Origin of the sequence: Streptomyces luomodiensis (assembly GCF_031679605.1) — a bacterium.
Taxonomy (GTDB): Bacteria; Actinomycetota; Actinomycetes; order Streptomycetales; family Streptomycetaceae; genus Streptomyces; species Streptomyces luomodiensis.
Genome location: NZ_CP117522.1, coordinates 3,414,021 through 3,434,904, shown reverse-complemented (window position 1 = coordinate 3,434,904; position 20,884 = coordinate 3,414,021). Strand labels below are relative to the sequence as shown.

The following is a 20,884-nucleotide window of genomic DNA, read 5'->3' as shown; positions in this document are numbered from 1 at the left end:
CACGTCTGAACAGGGCATGATCCGTAAGGCAATTGATCATCCGCTGGGGTCGCGCGGTCAGCGAGCCGCCTCCCCCGATAACCTCCCAGTCATGTCCCGCCATGTCGCGATCGTGACCGATTCAACGGCTTACTTGCCGCCGGATGCGATGGAGCGGCATCGCATCACCTCCGTGCCGTTGACGGTGGTGCTCGGCGACCGGGCCCTGGAGGAAGGCACCGAGATCTCGGCCCGGTCCCTCGCGCAGGCGTTGCAGAAGCGCAAGCCGGTGACGACGTCCCGGCCCAGTCCGGAGATGTTCGCGGCCGCCTACCGGGCCGCCGCCGAGGCGGGCGCGACGGGCATCGTCTCCCTGCATCTGTCGGCCGAGTTCTCCGGCACCTACGACGCGGCGGCGCTCGCGGCACAGGACGCGCCCGTACCGGTGCGGGTGGTGGACAGCGGAATGGTCGCGATGGCACTCGGCTTCTGCGCGCTGGCGGCGGCCGAGGTGGCGGAGGGCGGCGGCACGCTGGACGAGGCGGTGGCGGCGGCGGAGAAGCGGGCCGATGGCACCGCCGCCTACTTCTACGTCGACACCCTTGACTATCTGCGGCGCGGCGGCCGCATCGGCGCGGCCCAGGCCCTGCTCGGCTCGGCGCTCGCGGTGAAACCGCTGCTCCAGCTCGACGAGGGGCGGATCGAGCTGCGGGAGAAGGTCCGCACCGCCTCGAAGGCCATCGCCCGGCTCGAGGAGATCGTGGTCGAGCGGGCGGGCCGGAGCCCGGTGGACATCGCGGTGCAGCATCTGGCGGCGGGCGAACGGGCGGCGGCGCTCGCGGAGCGGCTGCGGGAGCGGGTGCCGGGGCTGGAGGAGCTGTATGTGAGCGAGGTCGGCGCGGTGATCGGGGCGCACACCGGACCGGGGCTGCTGGGGGCGGTGGTCTCTCCGCGGTAGCGGAGGGTGGGCGGTCCCGGACGGTGCTTGGGGGTGCCGGACGGTGCTTGGCGGTGCGGCTCACCCGACAGGGTGACGAAGTTGTCCACAATCTGAGGGTTATCCCCGGGAATTGAGGCCGATCGGCGTGATCGGCCGCGGGTGTCTACCGTCGGGTGGCATGAGGTCACGATCACGCACGGTAACCGAAGGGCCGGGGCGCGGCCGCCATCGCGACGGCGGGGCGGGCCGTCGGCCAGGCCCGCCGTCCGGCGCCGGCCCGTCCCGGGCCGGGAGCCGCCTCGGCGGCGCCCACCGCCATGCCCGCCCCACCGCACCTTCACGCGCCACGCGCCCCTCACGTGCCACTCGCGCTGCGGCGCTCTTCGCCACGTCGTCGGCACCCCCGGTCGCGGTCGGGTCCTTCGCCCTGGGCAGCCGGGACGGCCCGACGGGCGCCGCGGAGATCCGGGACGGGGAGTCCCCGGCCAGGGATCTTCCGGCCAAGGACCTTCCGGCCAAGGACCTCCTGGCCGAGGATCTTCCGGCCGAGGATCTTCAGGCCGAGGAGCGCCCGGTCAGGGACGCCCTGGCCGAGGGCCTCCCGGCCAAGGGCATGCCGACCGAGGGCGTGGCGGAGGTACGGAAGGACGAGCCGCCCGGGGACGGTCCGCTGCGCCGCCGTGACCGGGCAGGACTGGCCCTGCGGGAGCGGCTGCCGGTGTGGCTCCAGGTCCGCTGCGGTATGGAGCTCAGGACGGTCGCCGCGCTGGCCGTCGCCCTGCTCACCGCGGTGGCCTTCGCGGCCTACCACTTCTGGACCGGCCGTCCCCAGACCGTACGGGCACCGGATCCGGAGCCCCCGCGTGCCGCGCCCTCCGCACCCGGTCCGACATCCGGCGGCCGGCCCGCCCCTTCCGGGGACGGTCGGGCGGTCGTGGTGGATGTCACGGGCAAGGTCCGCCGTCCGGGGCTGCGGAAGCTGCCGTCCGGGGCGAGGGTCGCCGACGCCCTCGAAGCGGCGGGTGGGGTACGGCCCGGCACCGACCTGAGCGGGCTGAACCGGGCCCGGCCGCTGGTGGACGGGGAGCAGATCGTGGTCGGCGCCCCCGCGGGCGGACCGCCGGCGCCGGGCGCGGCCGCCGATCCGGCCGCCGGTGTGCCGAGCGCGCCGACGCCGAACGCACCGGCCGGACCAGGGGCGCCCGGCGGCTCGGTCAGCCTCAACTCCGCGACCGCTGAACAGCTCGACACCCTCCCAGGAGTTGGCCCCGTGCTGGCCCGGCACATCATCGACTACCGCACCCAGCACGGAGGTTTCCGCTCCATCGACGAACTCCGCGAGGTGAACGGCATCGGTGAGCGCCGGTTCGCCGATCTGCGCCCGCTGGTCCGGCCATGACGGCCACGGAGCCGACGCGGACCCGCATCCCGGTCCACGCGACGGCCGCGTCCCCGCGCGGTGCCTCACAGCCACGCCAGGAAGGCCCGCCCGACCTCCGCCTCGTACCACCGGCCCTGGCCGCCTGGGCCGCCGCGGCCCTCGCCCTGGACGCACCGGCTCCCATGGTGGCCCTCGCCTGCGCCGCGGCCTCCCTCGTGGCGGTCGCCCTGCTCATCGGGGCCCGCCGACGAGTCACCCCGGCGCCGGGTGGACGGCCGCGCGGCGCGCCCCGGTCCCGGCGCGGGCCGGACGTCTTCCCACCGGTGCCGTCCGTGGCAGGGCCGCGCTCACCGAGGCCGCCGCTGGACGGCCGGGACGCGCCCGGGGCCACCGCGACGCCGTCGCACGGCGCCGAACCTCGGAGGCGGGGCCGGACGTCACTGCCCAAGGCCGAGCGGCGGCCGTCGAAGGCGGGAGCGCCCCCCGGGGCGACACCTTGTGCCGCTCCCCGGGCGCGTGGGCGGGCGGACACCGGCGAGAGCCACCACGTGCCGGGGGAGCGGACCGCATCGCCGCCACGAGCCGTCACATGGCGAGGACGGCGTGCGGTGGGGGCGGTGGTGGCGGCGCTGTTGTGCGGGGCCGCCGCGGGGGCGGTCGCCGGGCTGCACGGGGCGGATGTGCGTCGCGGCCCGGTGCCCGCGCTGGCCCGGCAGTACGCCGAGGCCACCGCCGAGGTGACCGTTACGGGGGATCCACGGCTCACCCGGCCACGGGTGCGTGGCGCCGCGCTCGCGCCCGCGTCCGTGGTCCTCGACGCCGAGGTCACCCGGGTCACCGGACCGGGCGGCACCACGACCGTCACCCGCGCCCCCGTCCTGGTGACGGTCCACCCCGGCACACCCGAGGAGCGGGCGGCCTGGCTCCGGCTGCTGCCGTCCACACGTCTGCGCGTCCACGGCCGCCTGGCGCCGCCGCTGCGTGACGGGGACCGCGTCGCGGCCGTGGTGCGGCTGAGCGGCGGGCCCCCACGGGTCACGGGCGCGCCCAGCGCGGTCCAGCGGCTGGCCGGGCGGCTGCGCGCCGGGCTGCGCACCGCGACCGACGGGCTCTCCCCGGACGCGCGGGCGCTGCTCCCGGCGCTGGTCGTGGGGGACACCTCACGGGTGCCGCCCGAACTGGACGAGGCGTTCCGGGCCACGGACATGCTGCATCTGATGGCCGTCTCCGGCAGCAATCTGACGCTGGTGCTCGCGCTGCTCACGGGCCCGCCGCAGCTGGCCGGGCGGGCCGAGCGGCGCGGTCTGGCGGGCGCGCTCGGCATCCGGCTGCGGACCACCGCGCTGCTCGGCGGCGGGCTCACGCTCGCCTTCGTCATCGTCTGTCGACCCGAGCCCAGTGTGCTGCGCGCCGCGGCCTGCGGGCTGATCACGCTGCTCGCCCTCGGCACCGGCCGCCGCCGCTCCCTGCTCCCGGCCCTGGCCGCCGCCGTCCTCGCGCTGGTGCTCTACGACCCCTGGCTGGCCCGGAGTTACGGCTTCCTGCTCTCCGTCCTGGCCACCGGCGCGCTGCTCACCATCGCGCCGGGGTGGAGCGAGGCCCTGCGGCGCCGCGGTGTACCGCCCCGGGTAGCCGAGGCGCTGGCGGCCGCCGCGGCGGCCCAGGCGGTCTGCGCGCCGGTCGTGGTGGCGATGGCCGCGCGGGTCAGCCTGGTCGCGATTCCGTGCAACCTCGTGGCCGAGGTGGCGGTCGCGCCCGCCACCGTCCTGGGGTTCGCCGCGCTCGCGGTGGCCGCCGTCGCGCCGCCGGTCGCCGAGTGGATCGCCTGGCCGGCGGGCTGGCCCGCCGGGTGGATCGCGTGGGTGGCCCGCACCGGTGCGGCGCTGCCCGGAGCCGAGGCGGACTGGCCGGACGGCTGGACGGGCGGAGTGTTGCTGGCCGCCGTCACCCTGGCCGTGGTCCTCGCGGGCCGCCGGTTGCTGCGCCACCGCCTGATGTGCGCCGTATGCGCGCTGCTGGTGCTGCTGGCCGTGGTGCGCCCGGTACCCCTGGCCCGGGTCATCACCGGGTGGCCGCCGCCCGGTTGGCGCATGGTGGCCTGCGATGTCGGGCAGGGAGACGCCCTCGTCCTGGCCGCGGGCCCCGGCACGGCCGTCGTCGTGGACACCGGACCCGAGCCGCGGGCCGTCGACCGCTGTCTGCGCACGCTCGGCGTCGTGCGGATCCCGCTGCTGGTGCTCACCCACTTCCACGCCGACCATGTGGCGGGCCTGACCGGGGCGTTGCGCGGGCGGGCGGTCGGCGCCATCGAGACGACCGGTCTGCGAGAGCCGCCCGGCCAGGCCGAGTCCGTACGGCGCGCGGCCCGGTCGGCGCATGTGCCGGTGGTCTCCGCGGTGCCGGGGGAGCGACGCCGCCTCGGTCCGCTGTCCTGGGAGGTGCTGTGGCCCGCGCCGCCGCCCGCCACGGCCACCGCCGAGGGGCCGAACGACGCGAGCGTCACCCTCCTCGTCCGCACGGCGGGGCTGACCCTGCTCCTCCTGGGCGACCTGGAACCCCCGGCCCAGCAGGCCCTGCTGACGGTCCACCCCGCCCTCCCCCAGGTCGACGTCCTCAAGGTGGCCCACCATGGCTCGGCCTACCAGGACCCACGGCTGCTCCAACGCCTCAGGCCCCGCCTCGCCCTGATCTCCTGCGGTGCCGACAACCCCTACGGCCATCCGTCGCCCCGCACCATCGCTTCCCTGCGCGGTCAAGGGGCGGCCGTGCTGCGGACCGACACCGATGGGCCGATCGCGGTGACGGGCGGCCCGGGTTTGCGCGCGGTGCTCGCGGGCCGTCGCACGGCTCCGGGATATTCCGTCAACCGGCGCCGCGCGCGGCGTAAGTTCCCCCTTGCGGACTCCGTCAGTTCCGAGAGGACGAATGCCCATGTCGCTTGCGCGGTGGACCGAAGTGGACGCGTATTTCAACGGCCTGCTGGCACCCTCGGATCCGGCTCTGGACGCGGCCTTGGAGCACAGCGCGGCGTCGGGGCTGCCGCCGCATCAGGTGGCCCCCAACCAGGGCAAGCTGCTCCAGCTGCTGGCCCGGATCCAGGGCGCGCGCACCGTGCTGGAGATCGGCACCCTGGGCGGCTACAGCACCATCTGGCTGGCCAGGGCGCTGCCCGAGGGAGGCCGGCTGATCTCCCTGGAGGCCGATCCGCGGTCCGCCGAGGTGGCGCGGGCCAATGTGGCGCGGGCCGGGCTGGGCGAGGTGGTCGAAATCCGCACCGGCCCGGCGCTGGACTCGCTCCCCCGGCTGGCCGAAGAGGGAGCCGGCCCCTTCGACCTGGTCTTCATCGACGCGGACAAGCCCAACAACCCGGGCTACCTGGAGTGGGCGCTGCGGCTCACCCGACCGGGCAGCCTGATCATCGGCGACAACGTGGTGCGGGACGGCGCAGTGGCGGACCCGGCCAGCACCGACCCGAAGGTGCGGGGCGTGCGGCGGTTCACCGAGCTGATCGCCCAGGAGCCCCGGCTGACCGGCACCGCGATACAGACCGTCGGCGAGAAGGGGTACGACGGTTTCGCGCTGGCGCTGGTCACCGGCTAGAGACGGCCGGCGCGGGGACGGCTGGCGGCGCGGGGGGTGCGGAGGGCATCCGGTGCGGAGACGGCCGGTGCGGGGCATCCGGCCCGAGGACATCCAGCGCAGGGCATCCAGCGTGGGGATATCCGGCGCCGGGCAGGGGTTATTCGGTCTCCAGCCAGCCGTCGTACTCGTCCGCGAACGCGTCCAGCGCCGCCGCGTCCAGCGCCCCGGCCGGGTCCTCGACCACCACCAGCCACTGGGCGTCCTCGGCGTCGTCCTCGCCCGCCAGCGCGTCCCGTACCAGCTGGGGCTCCTGGGTGACGCCGAACCGCTCGGGCAGCGCCTCGGCCACCTCCTCGGCCGCGTCGCGGTCGGGCAGCACCAGGATGTGCCGGGCGCCGGTCAGCTCTTCATCGATCACCGGAACATTGTCGGACATCCGGACGGCCGGGTTGTCCGAGGTCCGTGGGATGCTGGACCGCGATGGCCAGGAAATCGACGACCGACGATCCGCTCGCCCCCGTGACCCTCGCCGTGGGCCAGGAGGAGCTGCTGCTCGACCGCGCCGTGCAGCAGGTGGTGGCGGCCGCCCGCACGGCCGACCCCGACACCGATGTGCGCGACCTCATGCCCGACGCGCTGCGGCCCGGCACCCTCGCCGAGCTGACCAGCCCCTCGCTCTTCGCCGAGCGCAAGGTCGTGGTGGTGCGCAACGCACAGGATCTGGCGGCCGACACGATCAAGGACGTCAAGGACTACCTCGGCACCCCCGCCGAGGAGATCACCCTGGTGCTACTGCACGCGGGCGGGGCCAAGGGCAAGGGGCTGCTCGACGCCGCCCGCAAGGCCGGGGCGCGCGAGGTCGCCTGCCCGAAGATGACCAAGCCCGCCGACCGGCTGGCGTTCGTGCGGTCCGAGTTCCGTGCCACCGGCCGGTCCGCCACCCCCGAGGCATGCCAGGCGCTGGTCGACGCCATCGGGAGCGATCTGCGCGAGCTGGCGAGCGCGGTCTCCCAGCTCGTGGCCGATGTCGAGGGCACCATCGACGAGGCCGTCGTCGCCCGCTATTACACCGGCCGGGCCGAGGCGTCCAGCTTCACCGTCGCCGACCGCGCCGTCGAGGGCCGTGCGGCCGAGGCGCTGGAGGCGCTGCGCTGGGCCGTCTCCACCGGGGTGGCGCCGGTGCTGATCACCAGTGCCCTGGCCCAGGGCGTCCGTGCCATCGGCAAGCTGGCCTCCGCGCCGCGCGGGGCCCGCCCCGGTGACCTGGCCCGTGAGCTGGGCATGCCGCCCTGGAAGATCGACCGAGTGCGGCAGCAGATGCGCGGCTGGTCGGCGGACGGGGTGGCGGTCGCGCTGCGCGCCGTCGCCGAGGCCGACGCGGGGGTCAAGGGCGGCGGGGACGATCCGGAGTACGCCCTGGAGAAGGCGGTCGTCACGATCGCCCGCGCCGCTCGGGCGGGCCGAGGCTAGCCGAGAGCCGGTCCGGGACCGGCCCGCGATCACTCCTTCATCTTCTCCAGCGTGGCCCTGGCGCTCTTCTTGAGCATCGCGGTGGCCTCCTCGGGCGTCTTGGCCGTGGCGCTGGAGGACGACGAGAGATACTCCGACCAGGTCGACTGGTAGGTCATCCAGCCGTCGCGCACGCCGAGGATCACGTAGGCGCCGGTGTCGGAGCCGCTCTTGCTCACCTGCGTCACCACATACGCCTCGGCGCCCAGCCCGTTGACCGGGCTCACCTTGTAGCTGTAGCTGGACGTCTTCTGCTCCTCGTACGCCCGGTACTGGGCCTCGAACTCGGGCGCGGGGTCGGTCTTCTTGTGCAGCGACGCCGTGGTGTAGAGCCACACCGAGGAGTAGTCGTCACTGTCCGCGTCGTTCGGCTCGAAGTCGATGTTGCAGGTCATCGAGTCCAGTGCGGGGTCCTCGGAGCTGCTGTGCTGAGGGTTCGCCGACCCGTCCTCCTGCTGGTACCCGGCGTCCTCGATGGTCTGGGCGTCGGTCGCGGTGCACAGATTGTTCGTATAGCGGTAGCCCGCGAGATCGGCCTTCGCCTCCCCGTCGAACCCTCCCGTGGCGAACAGCACCCCGGCCCAGACCGCCGAGGCGACGACGGCCCCGCCCAGCGCCCACGGCCAGCCCTTGCGGCCGCCCCCGGAGCCCGTGGGCGGCGCCCCGGGAGGCGTGCCCATCGGCCCGTATCCGCCCAGGGGTACGGACGGCATCGTCGGCTGGGCGTATGGATTGTGCTGGAGCGGCTGGGCCTGGTGCGGTTGCGGCTGCCCGTACGGGCTCTGCGGCGGGCTCTGCTGAGGCGGCTGAGGCGGTTGGTGCGGTTGCGGCTGCCCGTACGGGTTGGGTGTCTCCCCCGGTATCGACATGACGTGAACATACCCGAATGAAGCGCGAAGACCCCGCCTTGTCCTGGGGAAAGGACAGGGCGGGGCCCTTGTGTCGATCATGTGCGCCGCACCCGCGTGGCGAACGCAGGCCGCGTGCGGCGCGGTGGTGCTGACGAATCCGTCGGCTGCCGGTCGGAGCGGGTGAGAGGGACCGCTGTGCCCAAACCGGCGCTATGGGGCGGTGACGCCCCGGAAGGTGTCAGCCCTCGAGGTCAGCCCTTGAGGCCGGCGAGCTGCTGGGCGAGCGCCGACTTCTTGTTGGCGGCGTTGTTCTTGTGCAGAACGCCCTTGCTGACGGCCTTGTCGAGCTTGCGCGCGGCGACGCGGGCGGCTTCGGTGGCCTTCTCGGCGTCACCGGCGGCCACGGCCTCGCGGGTGCGGCGGATGGCGGTCTTCAGCTCGGACTTGACCGCCTTGTTGCGCTGGCGCGCCTTCTCGTTCGTCTTGTTCCGCTTGATCTGGGACTTGATGTTCGCCACGTAAAAAGCCTTCGCAGGTTCGTCGGGTTTCGTTTGCTTCGGTGTGTCTCCGTGTCCGCGCGAGGGCGGCACGAGACACAGTCGGCCAGGTTACCAGCAGGGTCGATGGCGTCCCAAACCCGGAAGAGGTCGCCATTCATGGGACCATGGACGGGACCAACCCATACCGATAACACCGAGTCCCGCCTAGACACAGGACCCTGCGTGCCCGCGACCCCTACCAATGTGCCGGAGCCGAGCCGTACCGACCCGGCTCTGATCCGTAACTTCTGCATCATCGCGCACATCGACCACGGCAAGTCGACGCTCGCCGACCGTATGCTCCAGCTGACCGGTGTGGTCGAGCAGCGGCAGATGCGCGCGCAGTACCTCGACCGCATGGACATCGAGCGCGAGCGCGGCATCACGATCAAGTCCCAGGCGGTCCGGCTGCCCTGGGCGCCGACGAAGGACGAGGGCGGCGAGTCGGCCACCCATATCCTCAACATGATCGACACCCCCGGCCACGTGGACTTCACCTACGAGGTCTCGCGCTCCCTCGCCGCCTGTGAGGGGTGCATCCTGCTGGTCGACGCGGCCCAGGGCATCGAGGCACAGACCCTCGCCAACCTCTACCTGGCGATGGAGCACGACCTCACGATCATCCCGGTCCTCAACAAGATCGACCTGCCCGCCGCCCAGCCCGAGAAGTACGCCGCCGAGCTGGCCCATCTCATCGGCTGCGACCCCTCCGACGTGCTGAAGGTCTCCGCCAAGACCGGCGAGGGCGTGGCCGAGCTGCTGGACCGGGTCGTGGAGCTGGTGCCGGCTCCGGTCGGTGTCGAGGACGCCCCCGCCCGCGCGATGATCTTCGACTCCGTCTATGACGCCTACCGGGGCGTCGTGACCTATGTGAAGGTCGTCGACGGCACGCTCAGCAAGCGCGAGCGGATCAAGATGATGTCCACCGGCGCCGCCCATGAGCTGCTGGAGATCGGCACCAACTCCCCGGAGATGACCCCCGCCGACGGGCTGTCCGTGGGCGAGGTGGGCTATCTGATCACCGGTGTGAAGGATGTCCGCCAGTCCAAGGTCGGCGACACGATCACCCAGGTCACCGGCGGTGCGCAGAAGCCGCTGGGCGGCTACAAGGACCCGAAGCCGATGGTGTTCTCGGGGCTGTATCCGCTGGACGGCTCGGACTATCCCGAGCTGCGCGAGGCCCTGGACAAGCTGCAGCTCAACGATGCCGCGCTGGTCTACGAACCGGAGACCTCGGCCGCTCTCGGCTTCGGTTTCCGCGTCGGCTTCCTCGGGCTGCTGCACCTGGAGGTCATCCGTGAGCGCCTGGAGCGCGAATTCAATCTCGACCTGATCGCCACCGCGCCCAACGTGGTCTACCGGGTGGAGATGGAGGACGGCAGCGAGCACACGGTGACCAACCCCAGCGAGTTCCCGGTAGGCAAGATCGACACGGTGCACGAGCCGGTCGTCCGGGCCACCATCCTCGCTCCGAGCGAGTTCATCGGCGCGATCATGGAGCTGTGCCAGAACCGCCGCGGGGTGATGCTCGGCATGGACTACCTCTCCGAGGACCGGGTCGAGATCCGCTACACCCTGCCGCTCGCCGAGGTCGTCTTCGACTTCTTCGACCAGCTGAAGTCCAAGACCCGCGGCTATGCCTCGCTCGACTACGAGCCCACCGGTGAGCAGACCTCCGACCTGGTCAAGGTTGACATCCTGCTGCACGGCGACAAGGTGGACGCGTTCTCGGCGATCACCCACAAGGACAAGGCGTACGCGTACGGCGTCCGGCTGGTCGCCAAGCTGCGCGAGCTCATCCCGCGGCAGAACTTCGAGGTGCCCATCCAGGCGGCCATCGGCTCCCGGGTCATCGCCCGTGAGACGGTCCGTGCCATCCGTAAGGACGTCCTCGCCAAGTGCTACGGCGGTGACATCTCCCGTAAGCGGAAGCTGCTGGAGAAGCAGAAGGAAGGCAAGAAGCGGATGAAGATGGTCGGCAGCGTGGAGGTCCCCCAGGAGGCGTTCATCGCGGTGCTGTCCTCCGACTCCGACGGCAAGGACTCCAAGGCGAAGAAGTAGCGAGCGAGAGCGAGCCGAGGAGACTTCGGTCAGCGGGCCCGGCGTGCTGGACGCGCCGGGCCCGCTGCGTGCCGGGGAGCCTCTTGGGCCCTCATCAGGGGCTCTTGGGCACCTCAGGCTGGACACCTCAGAGCCTCGTGGGCACCTCAGCGGAACAACTGGGCACTTCAGGGGAACAACGTGGCGCGGACCCCTTACGCGGTAAGGATTCGGCCCCTACTCTGATCACCACTTGAAGGTTACTCGCGAGTCACCAAGCAATGATGCGGGCCCCGGAGGATGCCGTGACCGACACACAGATCTTGCTCGAGAACCGGCCGCCGTCCCTGGCGACGCACTTCCTCCAGCGCGTCGAGGCGACCCCGGACCAGGAGGCGTACCGCTACCCGGTGCCCTCCGCCTCGGGCGAGGGTCCCGACGACTGGCGGTCGCTGACCTGGCGGGAATGCGCGGACCGGGTGTACGCCATCGCCGCCGGGCTGATCGATCTGGGGATCCGCCCCGAGGAGCGGGTGGCGCTGGCCTGCGCCACCCGTGTCGAGTGGATCCTGGCCGACCTCGGCGTGCTGGCCGCGGGCGCGGCGACCACCACGGTCTACCCGACCACCAACGCCGACGAGACCGCCTTCATCCTCTCCGACTCCGGCAGCCGGGTGCTGATCGCCGAGGACGCGGCGCAGCTCGCCAAGGTGCGGGCGCAGCGCGATGAGCTCCCCGAGCTCGCCCATGTGGTGGTGATCGAGGCCGAGGACGCGGTCCCCGCCGCGGACGACCCGGAGGGCTGGGTGCTCTCGCTCGCCGAACTGGAGAAGCGGGGCACGGCTCATCTGGAGCGCCATCCGGACGCCGTACGGGGGCGGATGGACGCCCTGCGCGGCGATCAGCTGGCGACGCTCATCTACACCTCCGGTACCACCGGGCGCCCCAAGGGCGTACGGCTGGCGCATGACTCCTGGTCGTACATGGCCATCGTGATCGGCACCCAGGAGGGGCTGCTCTACCCCGACGATCTGCAGTACCTGTGGCTGCCGCTCGCGCATGTCTTCGGCAAGGTGCTGACGGCGGGGCAGATCTACGTCGGCCACGCCACGGCGGTGGACGGCCGGGTGGACAAGATCATCGAGAATATGCCGGTGGTCCGGCCGACCTACATGTGTGCCGTGCCGCGGATCTTCGAAAAGGTCTACAACGGAGTGGCCCAGCGGGCACGCGAGGGCGGGGCGGCCAAGTACAAGATCTTCCAGTGGGCGGCCGGGGTCGCCCGGGAGTACGCCAGGACCTCTCAGGACAACTTCCGCCGTACCGGCACCGCCTCCGTGCCCTTCGGTCTCAAGACCCAGCACGCGCTGGCCGACAAGCTCGTCTACGCCAAGCTGCGCGAGGCGTTCGGCGGCCGGCTGCGGGCCGCGGTGTCCGGCTCCGCCGCGCTCACGCCCGACATCGGCTACTTCTTCGCGGGCGCCGGCATCAACATCCTGGAGGGCTACGGCCTGACCGAGTCCAGCGCCGCCAGCTTCCTCAACCCGGCGGACTACCGCACCGGCACGGTCGGCAAGGCGTTCCCGGGCCTGGAGGTGCGGTTCGCCGAGGACGGCGAGGTGCTGCTGCGCGGCCCCGGCATCATGCAGGGCTACCACGGGCTGCCGGAGCTGACCGCGCAGGTGCTGGAGTCCGACGGCTGGTTCCACACCGGGGACATCGGGGAGCTGTCCCCTGACGGCTATCTGCGGATCACCGACCGCAAGAAGGACCTGATCAAGACCTCGGGCGGCAAGTACGTCGCCCCGGCGGAGGTCGAGGGCCAGTTCAAGGCGGTGTGCCCGTTCGTCTCCAACATCCTGGTGCACGGCGCCGATCGCAACTACTGCACCGCGCTGATCGCCCTCGACGAGCCGACGATCATGAAGTGGGCGGGCGACCACGGGCTCGAGGGCAAGTCCTACGCGGAGGTCGTGGCCACCGACGAGGTGCGGGAGCTGATCGAGGGCTATGTGCGCACGCTCAACGAGGGGCTTCAGCGCTGGCAGACGATCAAGAAGTTCCGGCTGCTGCCGCGCGATCTGGACGTGGAGCACGGCGAGTTGACCCCCAGCCTGAAGCTCAAGCGGCCGGTGGTCGAGCGTGAGTACAAGGCTCTGATCGAGGACATGTACGCGGGCACGAAAGAGGTTTAACAGGCAAGGATACGGTCCGACGCCGGATTTCCAGTTGACCGGCCTGCCGGACACATGAATTTTCCCCTTATCGCGGTTCACTTGCGTAACTCGGTGCATATGAGGGCGGTCGGTCTGCCACTCTGTCCGTGCCGGATACGGTTACGGATACGGCGTTATGACGGAGCTTCTTCAGGAGCCGCACAGTGGGGACGTCATCTTCTGCCACGTCTGGTGGGTCGGTTGAGGGCGGTGGGGTGGTTCTGCCGGTGGGGGGTGGCATCGGCCCCGTCCGCACCAGCGCCTCGGCACGCGCCAGCCTGCCCGGTACTCCGCTCGCGGCCTCGGCCGCGCGCCGGTTCGTCCGTGCTGCCCTCGCCGACTGGGCCGCGCTCGAGGTCCCGGCCGCCGACCGGATCACCGACCGGGTCGCGGACGAGGCCGTACTGCTGGTGAGCGAGCTGGTCACCAACGCGGTGGTGCACGCCGGCACCGCCGTCGAGGTGAGCTGTGCGCTGGATGTGTCGGACCGCGAGGGCGAACCGCCGTCCCTCGTGGTGGAGGTGACCGACCACCACCCCACCCGGGTGCTGCGCGGCGATCCACCGGATCCGGACGAGCGGCCGGAGTACGCCGGCGGCCACGGACTGCGGCTGGTGGCCGAGATCGCCGAGTCATGGGGGACGACGTACCGGCGGACGAGCAAGTCGGTGTGGTTCCAGATGGCGGTGGCGCCCACGGCCGGGCCCGCCGCCGGGCCCAGCGCCATGGGCTCGGCCTTCCACGACGCGGCGTCCGCCGTGGACGCGGCGCCCGCCACCGTGGGGGAGCCGGAGGGCGCATTCGGGGCGGGGGCCGTTCATGACGGCCGTAAGGACGCCGTCGAGATCGTCGCCCCCGCACCGGGCCGCGTCCCCGTCCGCCGCGACCCCGAGTGGATCCAGCGCGGTGCGCTCACCTTCCTCGCCGAGGCGTCCGATCTGCTGGCCGGACAGTTCGACGAGGACATGGTGACCTCGCTGGCCGGGCAGCTGCTGGTGCCCCGGCTCGCCGACTGGTGCGCGATCTGGCTCGACTCCGCGAGCGGCCCGCCGCGGCTCGCCCGGGTCTGGCACGCCAGCGAAGGGCGCATCGAGGGCCTGCGGCAGGTGCTGGAGAAGGAGCCGCCCCAGGTGCCCGCCGCCGTCCGCGGCGGCGCCGTGGAGTGGCCCTGGCCGGCCGACCCCGCCGCGTACGGGCCCGGCGGCGCGGCCCTCGCCTGCCGGCTGGTCGCGGGCGGCCGCGCGCTCGGCACGCTGCTGCTGGGGCGAGCCGGGCTGGTGCGGATGCCGACCGAAGTGGTCGGTTTGATCGAGGACTTCACCCGCCGCGTCGCCCTGGCCCTCGCCTCCGCCCGCCGCTACACCCGGCAGGCGACGATCAGCCGGGTGCTCCAGCGCGGGCTGCTGCCCTCCGTCATCCCGCGCATCCCCGGGGTCGAGTCGGCGGTCGTGTACGAGCCGACCGGCGACATCTCGGCCGGCGGCGACTTCTACGACGTCTTCCAGGCCGGCGCCGGCCGCTGGTGCTTCGTCCTGGGCGACGTCTGCGGGAACGGCCCGGAGGCGGCCGTGGTGACCGGGCTCGTCCGGCCCTGGCTGCGGCTGCTCGCCCGCGAGGGGTACGGCGTGGGGGAGGTCCTGGACCGGCTCAACCAGCTGCTGGGCGAGGAGGCGGTGGAGCAGGCCGTCGAGGGCGCCGCGGAGGCCGTGGCGGCCGGTGTGGAGGCCGCGGAAGGCTCCTCCGGGGTCGTGGAGCTGGTGGACGGGGGCCTGATCGGCACGGGGCTCCCCTCGGGCGGCGGGGTCCCCCGGTTCCTGTCGCTGCTGTACGGGGAGCTGGAGCCGCTGGGCGAGGGCGAGGGGGTGCGCTGCACCCTGGCCAGCGCGGGACATCCGCTGCCGTTGGTGCTGCGGCCCGGGGGCGAGGTGCGGACCGTCGCGGAGCCGCAGATATTGCTGGGCGTCGTGGACGAGGTCGGGTACGCGAGTGAATCGTTCGACCTGGCGCCCGGGGAAACGCTGCTGTGCGTGACGGACGGGGTCACCGAGCACCGATCCGGTGACCGGCAGTTCGACGACGAGGACGGCCTGGCGGCGGCGCTCGCGCTGTGCGCGGGCATGAGCGCGCGGCAGGTCGCGGAGCGGGTGCGGCGGGCGGTGGACGAGTTCGCCGCGGAGCCGCCGGACGACGACCTGGCGATGCTGGTCCTGAAGGCGGCCGAGCCGAAGCCCTAGCCGGATCCCGAGGGCGGGATCCAAGGGGGCTGGGTCTCGAGGGCGGGGATCCCGGGGGGCCGGGTCCCGCGGTCACCGGTGGCGCCGGGAGCGGTGGCGCCGGGACGGGCGCGCCCCGCGCGGCGGGCCGTGGCGGACAATGGGGGCATGCCTTCCGTACTGCCTGATGGTGAGCCCGTGCCCGAGGACGGCGCACTGCCCGCGACCGCGTTGGCCGGGGCGGAGCGGCGGCCACTGGGGTTCTATCTGCACGTGCCGTACTGCGCCACCCGCTGCGGCTACTGCGACTTCAACACCTACACCGCCAGTGAGCTGCGCGGCTCCGGCGGCGTGCTCGCCTCCCGGGACAACTACGCCGAGCTGGTCGCCGAGGAGGTGCGGCTGGCGCGGAAGGTGCTGGGGGACGACCCGCGGCCCGTGCGGACCGTATTCGTGGGCGGCGGGACCCCGACCCTGCTCGCCGCGGCGGACCTCGGGCGGATGCTCGGGACGATCCGGGAGGAGTTCGGGCTGGCCGAAGAGGCCGAGATCACGACCGAGGCGAATCCGGAGTCCGTCGATCCGCAGTATCTGGCGGAGCTGCGGGAGGCGGGGTTCAACCGGATCTCCTTCGGGATGCAGAGCGCCCGGCAGCACGTCCTGAAGGTGCTGGACCGTACGCACACCCCGGGGCGGCCGGAGGCGTGTGTGACCGAGGCGCGGGCGGCCGGATTCGACCATGTGAACCTGGACCTGATCTACGGGACACCGGGAGAGAGCGACGCGGACTGGCGGGCCTCCCTGGAAGCCGCGCTCGGGGCCGGGCCGGACCATGTGTCGGCGTATGCGCTGATCGTCGAGGAGGGCACCCAGCTGGCGCGGCGGATCCGGCGCGGCGAGGTCCCGATGACCGACGACGATGTGCACGCGGACCGCTATCTGATCGCCGAGGAGACCCTGTCGGCCGCCGGATTCACCTGGTACGAGGTCTCCAACTGGGCGACCTCGCCCGGCGCGCGCTGCCGGCACAACGAGCTGTACTGGCGCGGCGCCGACTGGTGGGGCGCCGGACCCGGTGCGCACAGCCATGTGGGCGGCGTGCGGTGGTGGAACGTGAAGCACCCCGGGGCGTACGCACAGGCCCTGGGCGAGGGCAGGTCGCCCGGCGCGGGCCGGGAGCTGCTCTCCGGCGAGGAGCGCCGGGTGGAGCGGATCCTGCTGGAGCTGCGGCTGGCCGAGGGGTGCCCACTGGACCTGCTGCGCCCGGCCGGGACGGCGGCCGCGGCACGCGCGCTGGAGGACGGCCTGCTGGAGCCGGAGCCGTACGGGCGGGGGCGGGCCGTGCTCACCCTGCGGGGACGGCTGCTGGCGGACGCGGTGGTGCGGGATCTGGTGGACTGACGCGATCGAGGCGGACTGACGTGATCCGGCGAGCCGGGACGGGAGCCGTCAGTCCTCCCGGGGCCGCCAGCACTCCTGGACCGTCAGCCCTCCGGGGCCGTCACGAAATCGATCAGTTCCTCCACCCGTCCCAGCAGCTCCGGCTGAAGGTCCTTGTAGGAGCGGACCGAGGACAGGATGCGCTGCCAGGCGGCTCCGGTGTTCTCCGGCCAGCCCAGGGCGCGGCAGACACCCTTCTTCCAGTCCTGGCCGTGCGGCACCGCGGGCCAGGCCGGGATGCCGACGGAGGACGGCTTCACGGCCTCCCAGATGTCGATGTAGGGGTGGCCGAGGACCAGCACGTGCTCGCCGGTCACCTGCGCGGCGATCCGGGATTCCTTGGAGCCCGCCACCAGATGGTCGACGAGGACGCCGAGCCGGGCGTCCGGGCCGGGGGAGAAGCCGTCGACGATGGCGGGCAGGTCGTCGACGCCCTCCAGGTACTCCACGACGACGCCCTCGATGCGCAGATCGTCGCCCCAGACCCGCTCGACCAGCTCCGCGTCATGCCGCCCCTCGACATAGATGCGTCCCGCGCGGGCGACCCTGGCCCGCGCTCCTCCCGGAACGGCGATCGACCCCGAGGCCGTGCGCCGGGGCGCGCTGGGGGCCGCCGCGCGCGGGCGTACGAGGGTGACGACACGCCCCTCGAGAAGAAAACCGCGCGGCTCCATGGGGAAGACGCGATGTTTGCCGAAGCGGTCCTCCAGAGTGACCGTGGGACCCTGGGCGGTCTTCTCACAGCGGATCACCGCACCGCAGAATCCGGTGGTGACCTCCTCCACGACGAGGTCCGGTTCGGCGGGGACCTCCGGGGCGGGCCGCTGCCGCTTCCAGGGCGGGGTCAGGTCCGGGTCGTACTGTCGCATCCGGCTGACGATAGCGTGCGACGACCACCCGCCCCCATGGCCGCACGACCACGCGAACGGCCAGGCGCACGACTAGGCGAACAACTAGAAGCCGCCTAGGGCGTGTTTCGAAAGTAGCGCCGTCCGCCCGGAGGGCGGGCCCCGCGGCGTCTGGTGCGTGTGATCGCAAGGCGGAGGGTCGTCCTCGTAGTGGGCCTACTCGGACGATCCCGACAACGCGGCGAGCGCGCGTGCCAGGCGTCGCGGGGCAGGCGGGACTTTCGAAACACGCCCTAGGCGGACACGCCGAAGCGGGCGGCCAGTTCGTCGCGTTGGGTGCGGACGAAGGCGGCGTCCACGACGGAGCCGTGTCCCGGGACGTACAGCGCGTCCTCGCCGCCGAGGGCGAGCAGCCGGTCCAGCGCGGCGGGCCAGTGGCCGGGGATCGCGTCGGGCCCCGCCTGGGGTGGGCCGGACTCCTCCACCAGATCGCCGCAGAAGACCACCTCGGGCTGGCCGGGCACCAGAACGGCCAGGTCGTGGGCGGTGTGGCCGGGTCCCACATTGGCCAACAGCACCGGCCGGTCGCCCAGGTCGAGGGTGAGCTCCCCGGAGACCAGATGGTGCGGGCCGACGAGATGGTCCACCGCCTCGGTGGCCGCGCCCCGCTCCACCCCGTGGCGGATCGCGTCCTCGCGCAGCGTCTCCCGCTCCCGGCACAGCAGCTCGTCCACGCCCGTGGCCCCGTACACCTCGCAGCCCGCGAAGGCGGCCGAGCCCAGGACGTGGTCGAAATGCGGATGGGTGAACGCGATCCGGGTGGGGCGGCGGCCGGTCAGCCGGGTGATCCGGGTGCGCAGCTCGGCCCCGGCGCGCAGGGTCGCGCCGGTGTCCACGACGAGGATGTCGGTCCGGCCGACGACCACGCCGACCGTCTCGTCCCACTCCGGCATCCGGCGGCGGGCCACATCCGGCGCGAGCCGCTCCCAGCCTGCCTCTTCCCAACACGTCTCCATACCGCGACGCTAGCTCAGCGGGGGTGGGGAGAGTTGCTGCCAGCGTCGGCTCTTGCCCATGCCACCGCACCCCGCCGTACACTGGCGGAGGGGTTCTGGCACTCGTGCCTCGTGAGTGCCAGACGGACGACCTGATGAGACCGCTGGACTGGAGGTGCGCGGGGTGCTCAGCGAACGCAGACTCGAGGTGCTGCGTGCCATCGTCCAGGATTATGTGGGGACGGAGGAGCCGGTCGGCTCCAAGGCGCTCACCGAGCGGCACCGGCTGGGGGTCTCCCCGGCCACGGTGCGTAACGACATGGCCGCTCTGGAGGACGAGGGCTTCATCGCCCAGCCGCATACGAGCGCCGGCCGGATCCCCACGGACAAGGGCTATCGCCTCTTCGTGGACAAGCTGGCCGGAGTCAAGCCGCTGTCCAGCCCGGAGCGGCGGGCCATTCAGAACTTCCTGGACGGTGCGGTCGACCTCGACGACGTGGTGGGCCGCACGGTCCGGCTGCTGGCGCAGCTGACCCGGCAGGTGGCGGTGGTGCAGTATCCGTCGCTGACCCGGTCCACGGTGCGCCATGTGGAGCTGCTGCCGCTGGCCACGGCCCGGGTGATGCTGGTGCTGATCACGGACACCGGGCGGGTGGAGCAGCGCATGGTGGACTGCCCGGCCCCGGTCACCGAGGATTCGCTGGCCGATCTGCGGGCCCGGCTCAACAGCCGGGTCGTCGGGCGGCGTTTCGCGGATGTGCCGCAATTGGTGCAGGATCTTCCGGAGTCCTTCGAACAGGAGGACCGGGGGACCGTGTCGATCGTACTGTCGACCTTGCTCGAGACGCTGGTGGAGGAGACCGAGGAGCGGCTGATGATCGGCGGCACCGCGAACCTCACGCGTTTCGTGCATGATTTCCCCCTGACGATCCGGCCCGTTCTGGAGGCACTTGAGGAGCAGGTCGTCCTCCTCAAGCTGCTGGGCGAGGCGAAGGACTCGGGTATGACCGTGCGCATCGGGCATGAGAATGCTCACGAGGGGCTCAACGCCACCTCGGTCGTCGCGGTCGGCTACGGTTCCGGCGACGAGGCGGTCGCCAAACTCGGCGTGGTCGGACCGACCCGCATGGACTACCCCGGAACGATGGGAGCGGTACGCGCAGTGGCACGTTACGTCGGACAGATCCTGGCGGAGTCGTAAGTGGCGACTGACTACTACGCAGTCCTGGGCGTGCCGCGTGATGCCTCGCAGGACCAGATCAAGAAGGCATTCCGTCGGCTCGCACGCGAGCTGCATCCGGACGTGAATCCGGATCCGAAGACCCAGGAGCGGTTCAAGGAGATCAACGCCGCTTACGAGGTCCTGTCGGATCCGCAGAAGAAGCAGGTCTACGACCTGGGCGGGGACCCGATGTCCGGGGCGGGCGGCGGCGGCGCCGGCGGCTTCGGCGGGGGCTTCGGCAACTTCTCCGACATCATGGACGCGTTCTTCGGCACCGCCTCGCAGCGCGGTCCGCGGTCCAGGACCCGGCGCGGTCAGGACGCGATGATCCGGCTCGAGGTGGAGCTCAACGAGGCCGCGTTCGGGACCACCAAGGACATCCAGGTCGACACCGCGGTCGTCTGCACGACGTGCAGCGGCGAGGGCGCGGCGCCGGGCACCTCGGCGCAGACCTGTGACATGTGCCGTGGCCGCGGTGAGGTCTCCCAGGTGACGCGGTCCTTCCTGGGCCAGGTCATGACCTCGCGGCCGTGCCCCCAGTGCCAGGGCTTCGGCACCGTGGTGCCGACCCCGTGCCCGGAGTGCGCGGGCGACGGCCGGGTCCGCTCGCGGCGCACCCTGACCGTGAAGATCCCCGCCGGTGTGGACAACGGCACCAGGATCCAGCTGGCCGGCGAGGGCGAGGTCGGGCCGGGCGGCGGCCCGGCGGGCGACCTGTACGTGGAGATCCACGAGGTCCCGCACCCGGTCTTCCAGCGGCGCGGCGATGACATGCACTGCACGGTGACCATCCCGATGACGGCGGCGGCGCTGGGCACCAAGGTGCCGCTGGAGACGCTGGACGGCCTGGAGGAGGTCGACATCCGGCCCGGCACCCAGTCCGGCCAGTCGATCCCGCTGCACCAGCGCGGCGTCACCCATCTGCGGGGCGGCGGCCGGGGCGATCTGATCGTGCACGTCGAGGTGACCACCCCGACCAAGCTCGACCCGGAGCAGGAGGAGCTGCTGCGGCGGCTGGCCAAGCTACGCGGCGAGGAGCGCCCGACCGGGGAGTTCAAGCCGGGGCAGCAGGGGTTGTTCTCGCGCCTTAAGGATGCGTTCAACGGGCGGTAGGGCTCGCCGAGGCGTT

At 72.5% G+C, this 20,884-nt stretch carries 15 protein-coding genes and 1 pseudogene; 11 read left to right on the top strand and 5 right to left on the bottom strand.

The window, feature by feature from the left end:
* Positions 1-91: 91 nt before the first annotated feature.
* From PS467_RS14885 to PS467_RS14870, 4 genes and pseudogenes are all read left to right on the top strand, one after another.
* Positions 92-937, top strand: a complete 846-nt coding sequence (locus PS467_RS14885; protein ID WP_311035691.1) for a DegV family protein — start codon at positions 92-94, stop codon at positions 935-937.
* A 160-nt stretch (positions 938-1,097) separates the two neighbouring features.
* On the top strand, positions 1,098-2,318 hold the full coding sequence (locus tag PS467_RS14880; RefSeq protein ID WP_311035690.1) for a helix-hairpin-helix domain-containing protein: 1,221 nt from the start codon (positions 1,098-1,100) through the stop codon (positions 2,316-2,318).
* Between the two features lie 164 nt (positions 2,319-2,482).
* A pseudogene (locus PS467_RS14875) lies at positions 2,483-5,140 on the top strand (ComEC/Rec2 family competence protein); the annotation flags it as partial.
* A 91-nt stretch (positions 5,141-5,231) separates the two neighbouring features.
* Complete coding sequence (locus PS467_RS14870; RefSeq protein WP_311035689.1) at positions 5,232-5,900, top strand: O-methyltransferase; 669 nt, start codon at positions 5,232-5,234, stop codon at positions 5,898-5,900.
* Between the two features lie 139 nt (positions 5,901-6,039).
* Here the strand turns inward: PS467_RS14870 and PS467_RS14865 are convergent, their stop codons facing one another.
* Positions 6,040-6,318 carry a hypothetical protein gene (locus tag PS467_RS14865; RefSeq protein WP_432280583.1) on the bottom strand — a complete coding sequence of 93 codons (279 nt, stop codon included), beginning with the start codon at positions 6,316-6,318 and terminating at the stop codon, positions 6,040-6,042.
* A 44-nt stretch (positions 6,319-6,362) separates the two neighbouring features.
* On the opposite strand from PS467_RS14865, the gene holA reads away from it, so the two are divergent.
* A complete protein-coding gene (gene holA / locus PS467_RS14860; RefSeq protein WP_268971985.1) occupies positions 6,363-7,352 on the top strand; it encodes a DNA polymerase III subunit delta in 990 nt (329 codons plus the stop codon).
* A 29-nt stretch (positions 7,353-7,381) separates the two neighbouring features.
* Here the strand turns inward: holA and PS467_RS14855 are convergent, their stop codons facing one another.
* Both PS467_RS14855 and rpsT read right to left on the bottom strand, forming a co-directional pair.
* Positions 7,382-8,260 carry a hypothetical protein gene (locus PS467_RS14855; RefSeq protein ID WP_311035688.1) on the bottom strand — a complete coding sequence of 293 codons (879 nt, stop codon included), beginning with the start codon at positions 8,258-8,260 and terminating at the stop codon, positions 7,382-7,384.
* 233 nt (positions 8,261-8,493) lie between these two features.
* Complete coding sequence (rpsT, locus tag PS467_RS14850; RefSeq protein ID WP_268971983.1) at positions 8,494-8,760, bottom strand: 30S ribosomal protein S20; 267 nt, start codon at positions 8,758-8,760, stop codon at positions 8,494-8,496.
* Between the two features lie 204 nt (positions 8,761-8,964).
* On the opposite strand from rpsT, the gene lepA reads away from it, so the two are divergent.
* The 4 genes from lepA to hemW all read left to right on the top strand — a co-directional run bounded on the left by lepA (position 8,965) and on the right by hemW (position 16,651).
* A complete protein-coding gene (gene lepA / locus PS467_RS14845) occupies positions 8,965-10,842 on the top strand; it encodes a translation elongation factor 4 (protein WP_311035687.1) in 1,878 nt (625 codons plus the stop codon).
* Positions 10,843-11,126: 284 nt separating this feature from the next.
* Entirely contained in the window at positions 11,127-13,016 is a 1,890-nt protein-coding gene (locus PS467_RS14840) for an AMP-dependent synthetase/ligase (protein WP_311035686.1), read from the top strand.
* Between the two features lie 242 nt (positions 13,017-13,258).
* A complete protein-coding gene (locus tag PS467_RS14835) occupies positions 13,259-15,271 on the top strand; it encodes a SpoIIE family protein phosphatase (RefSeq protein ID WP_311039857.1) in 2,013 nt (670 codons plus the stop codon).
* Positions 15,272-15,418: 147 nt separating this feature from the next.
* Entirely contained in the window at positions 15,419-16,651 is a 1,233-nt protein-coding gene (gene hemW / locus PS467_RS14830; RefSeq protein ID WP_311035685.1) for a radical SAM family heme chaperone HemW, read from the top strand.
* Positions 16,652-16,734: 83 nt separating this feature from the next.
* Here hemW and PS467_RS14825 read toward each other — a convergent pair whose 3' ends face one another.
* Both PS467_RS14825 and PS467_RS14820 read right to left on the bottom strand, forming a co-directional pair.
* The gene (locus tag PS467_RS14825) at positions 16,735-17,559 is read right to left on the bottom strand and encodes a DUF3097 domain-containing protein (RefSeq protein ID WP_311035684.1); all 825 of its coding nucleotides are present in this window, start codon (positions 17,557-17,559) and stop codon (positions 16,735-16,737) included.
* A 272-nt stretch (positions 17,560-17,831) separates the two neighbouring features.
* Entirely contained in the window at positions 17,832-18,554 is a 723-nt protein-coding gene (locus PS467_RS14820) for an MBL fold metallo-hydrolase (RefSeq protein ID WP_311035683.1), read from the bottom strand.
* Positions 18,555-18,717: 163 nt separating this feature from the next.
* Between PS467_RS14820 and hrcA the strand changes: the two genes are divergently transcribed.
* Together hrcA and dnaJ are read left to right on the top strand one after the other, a co-directional pair.
* Positions 18,718-19,734, top strand: coding sequence for a heat-inducible transcriptional repressor HrcA (gene hrcA, locus PS467_RS14815; RefSeq protein ID WP_268971976.1), 1,017 nt, complete (start codon positions 18,718-18,720; stop codon positions 19,732-19,734).
* Positions 19,735-20,868 (top strand): molecular chaperone DnaJ, encoded by a 1,134-nt coding sequence (gene dnaJ / locus PS467_RS14810; protein ID WP_311035682.1) that lies wholly within the window; start codon positions 19,735-19,737, stop codon positions 20,866-20,868. It abuts the gene before it with no gap.
* The last annotated feature ends 16 nt before the right edge of the window (positions 20,869-20,884 follow it).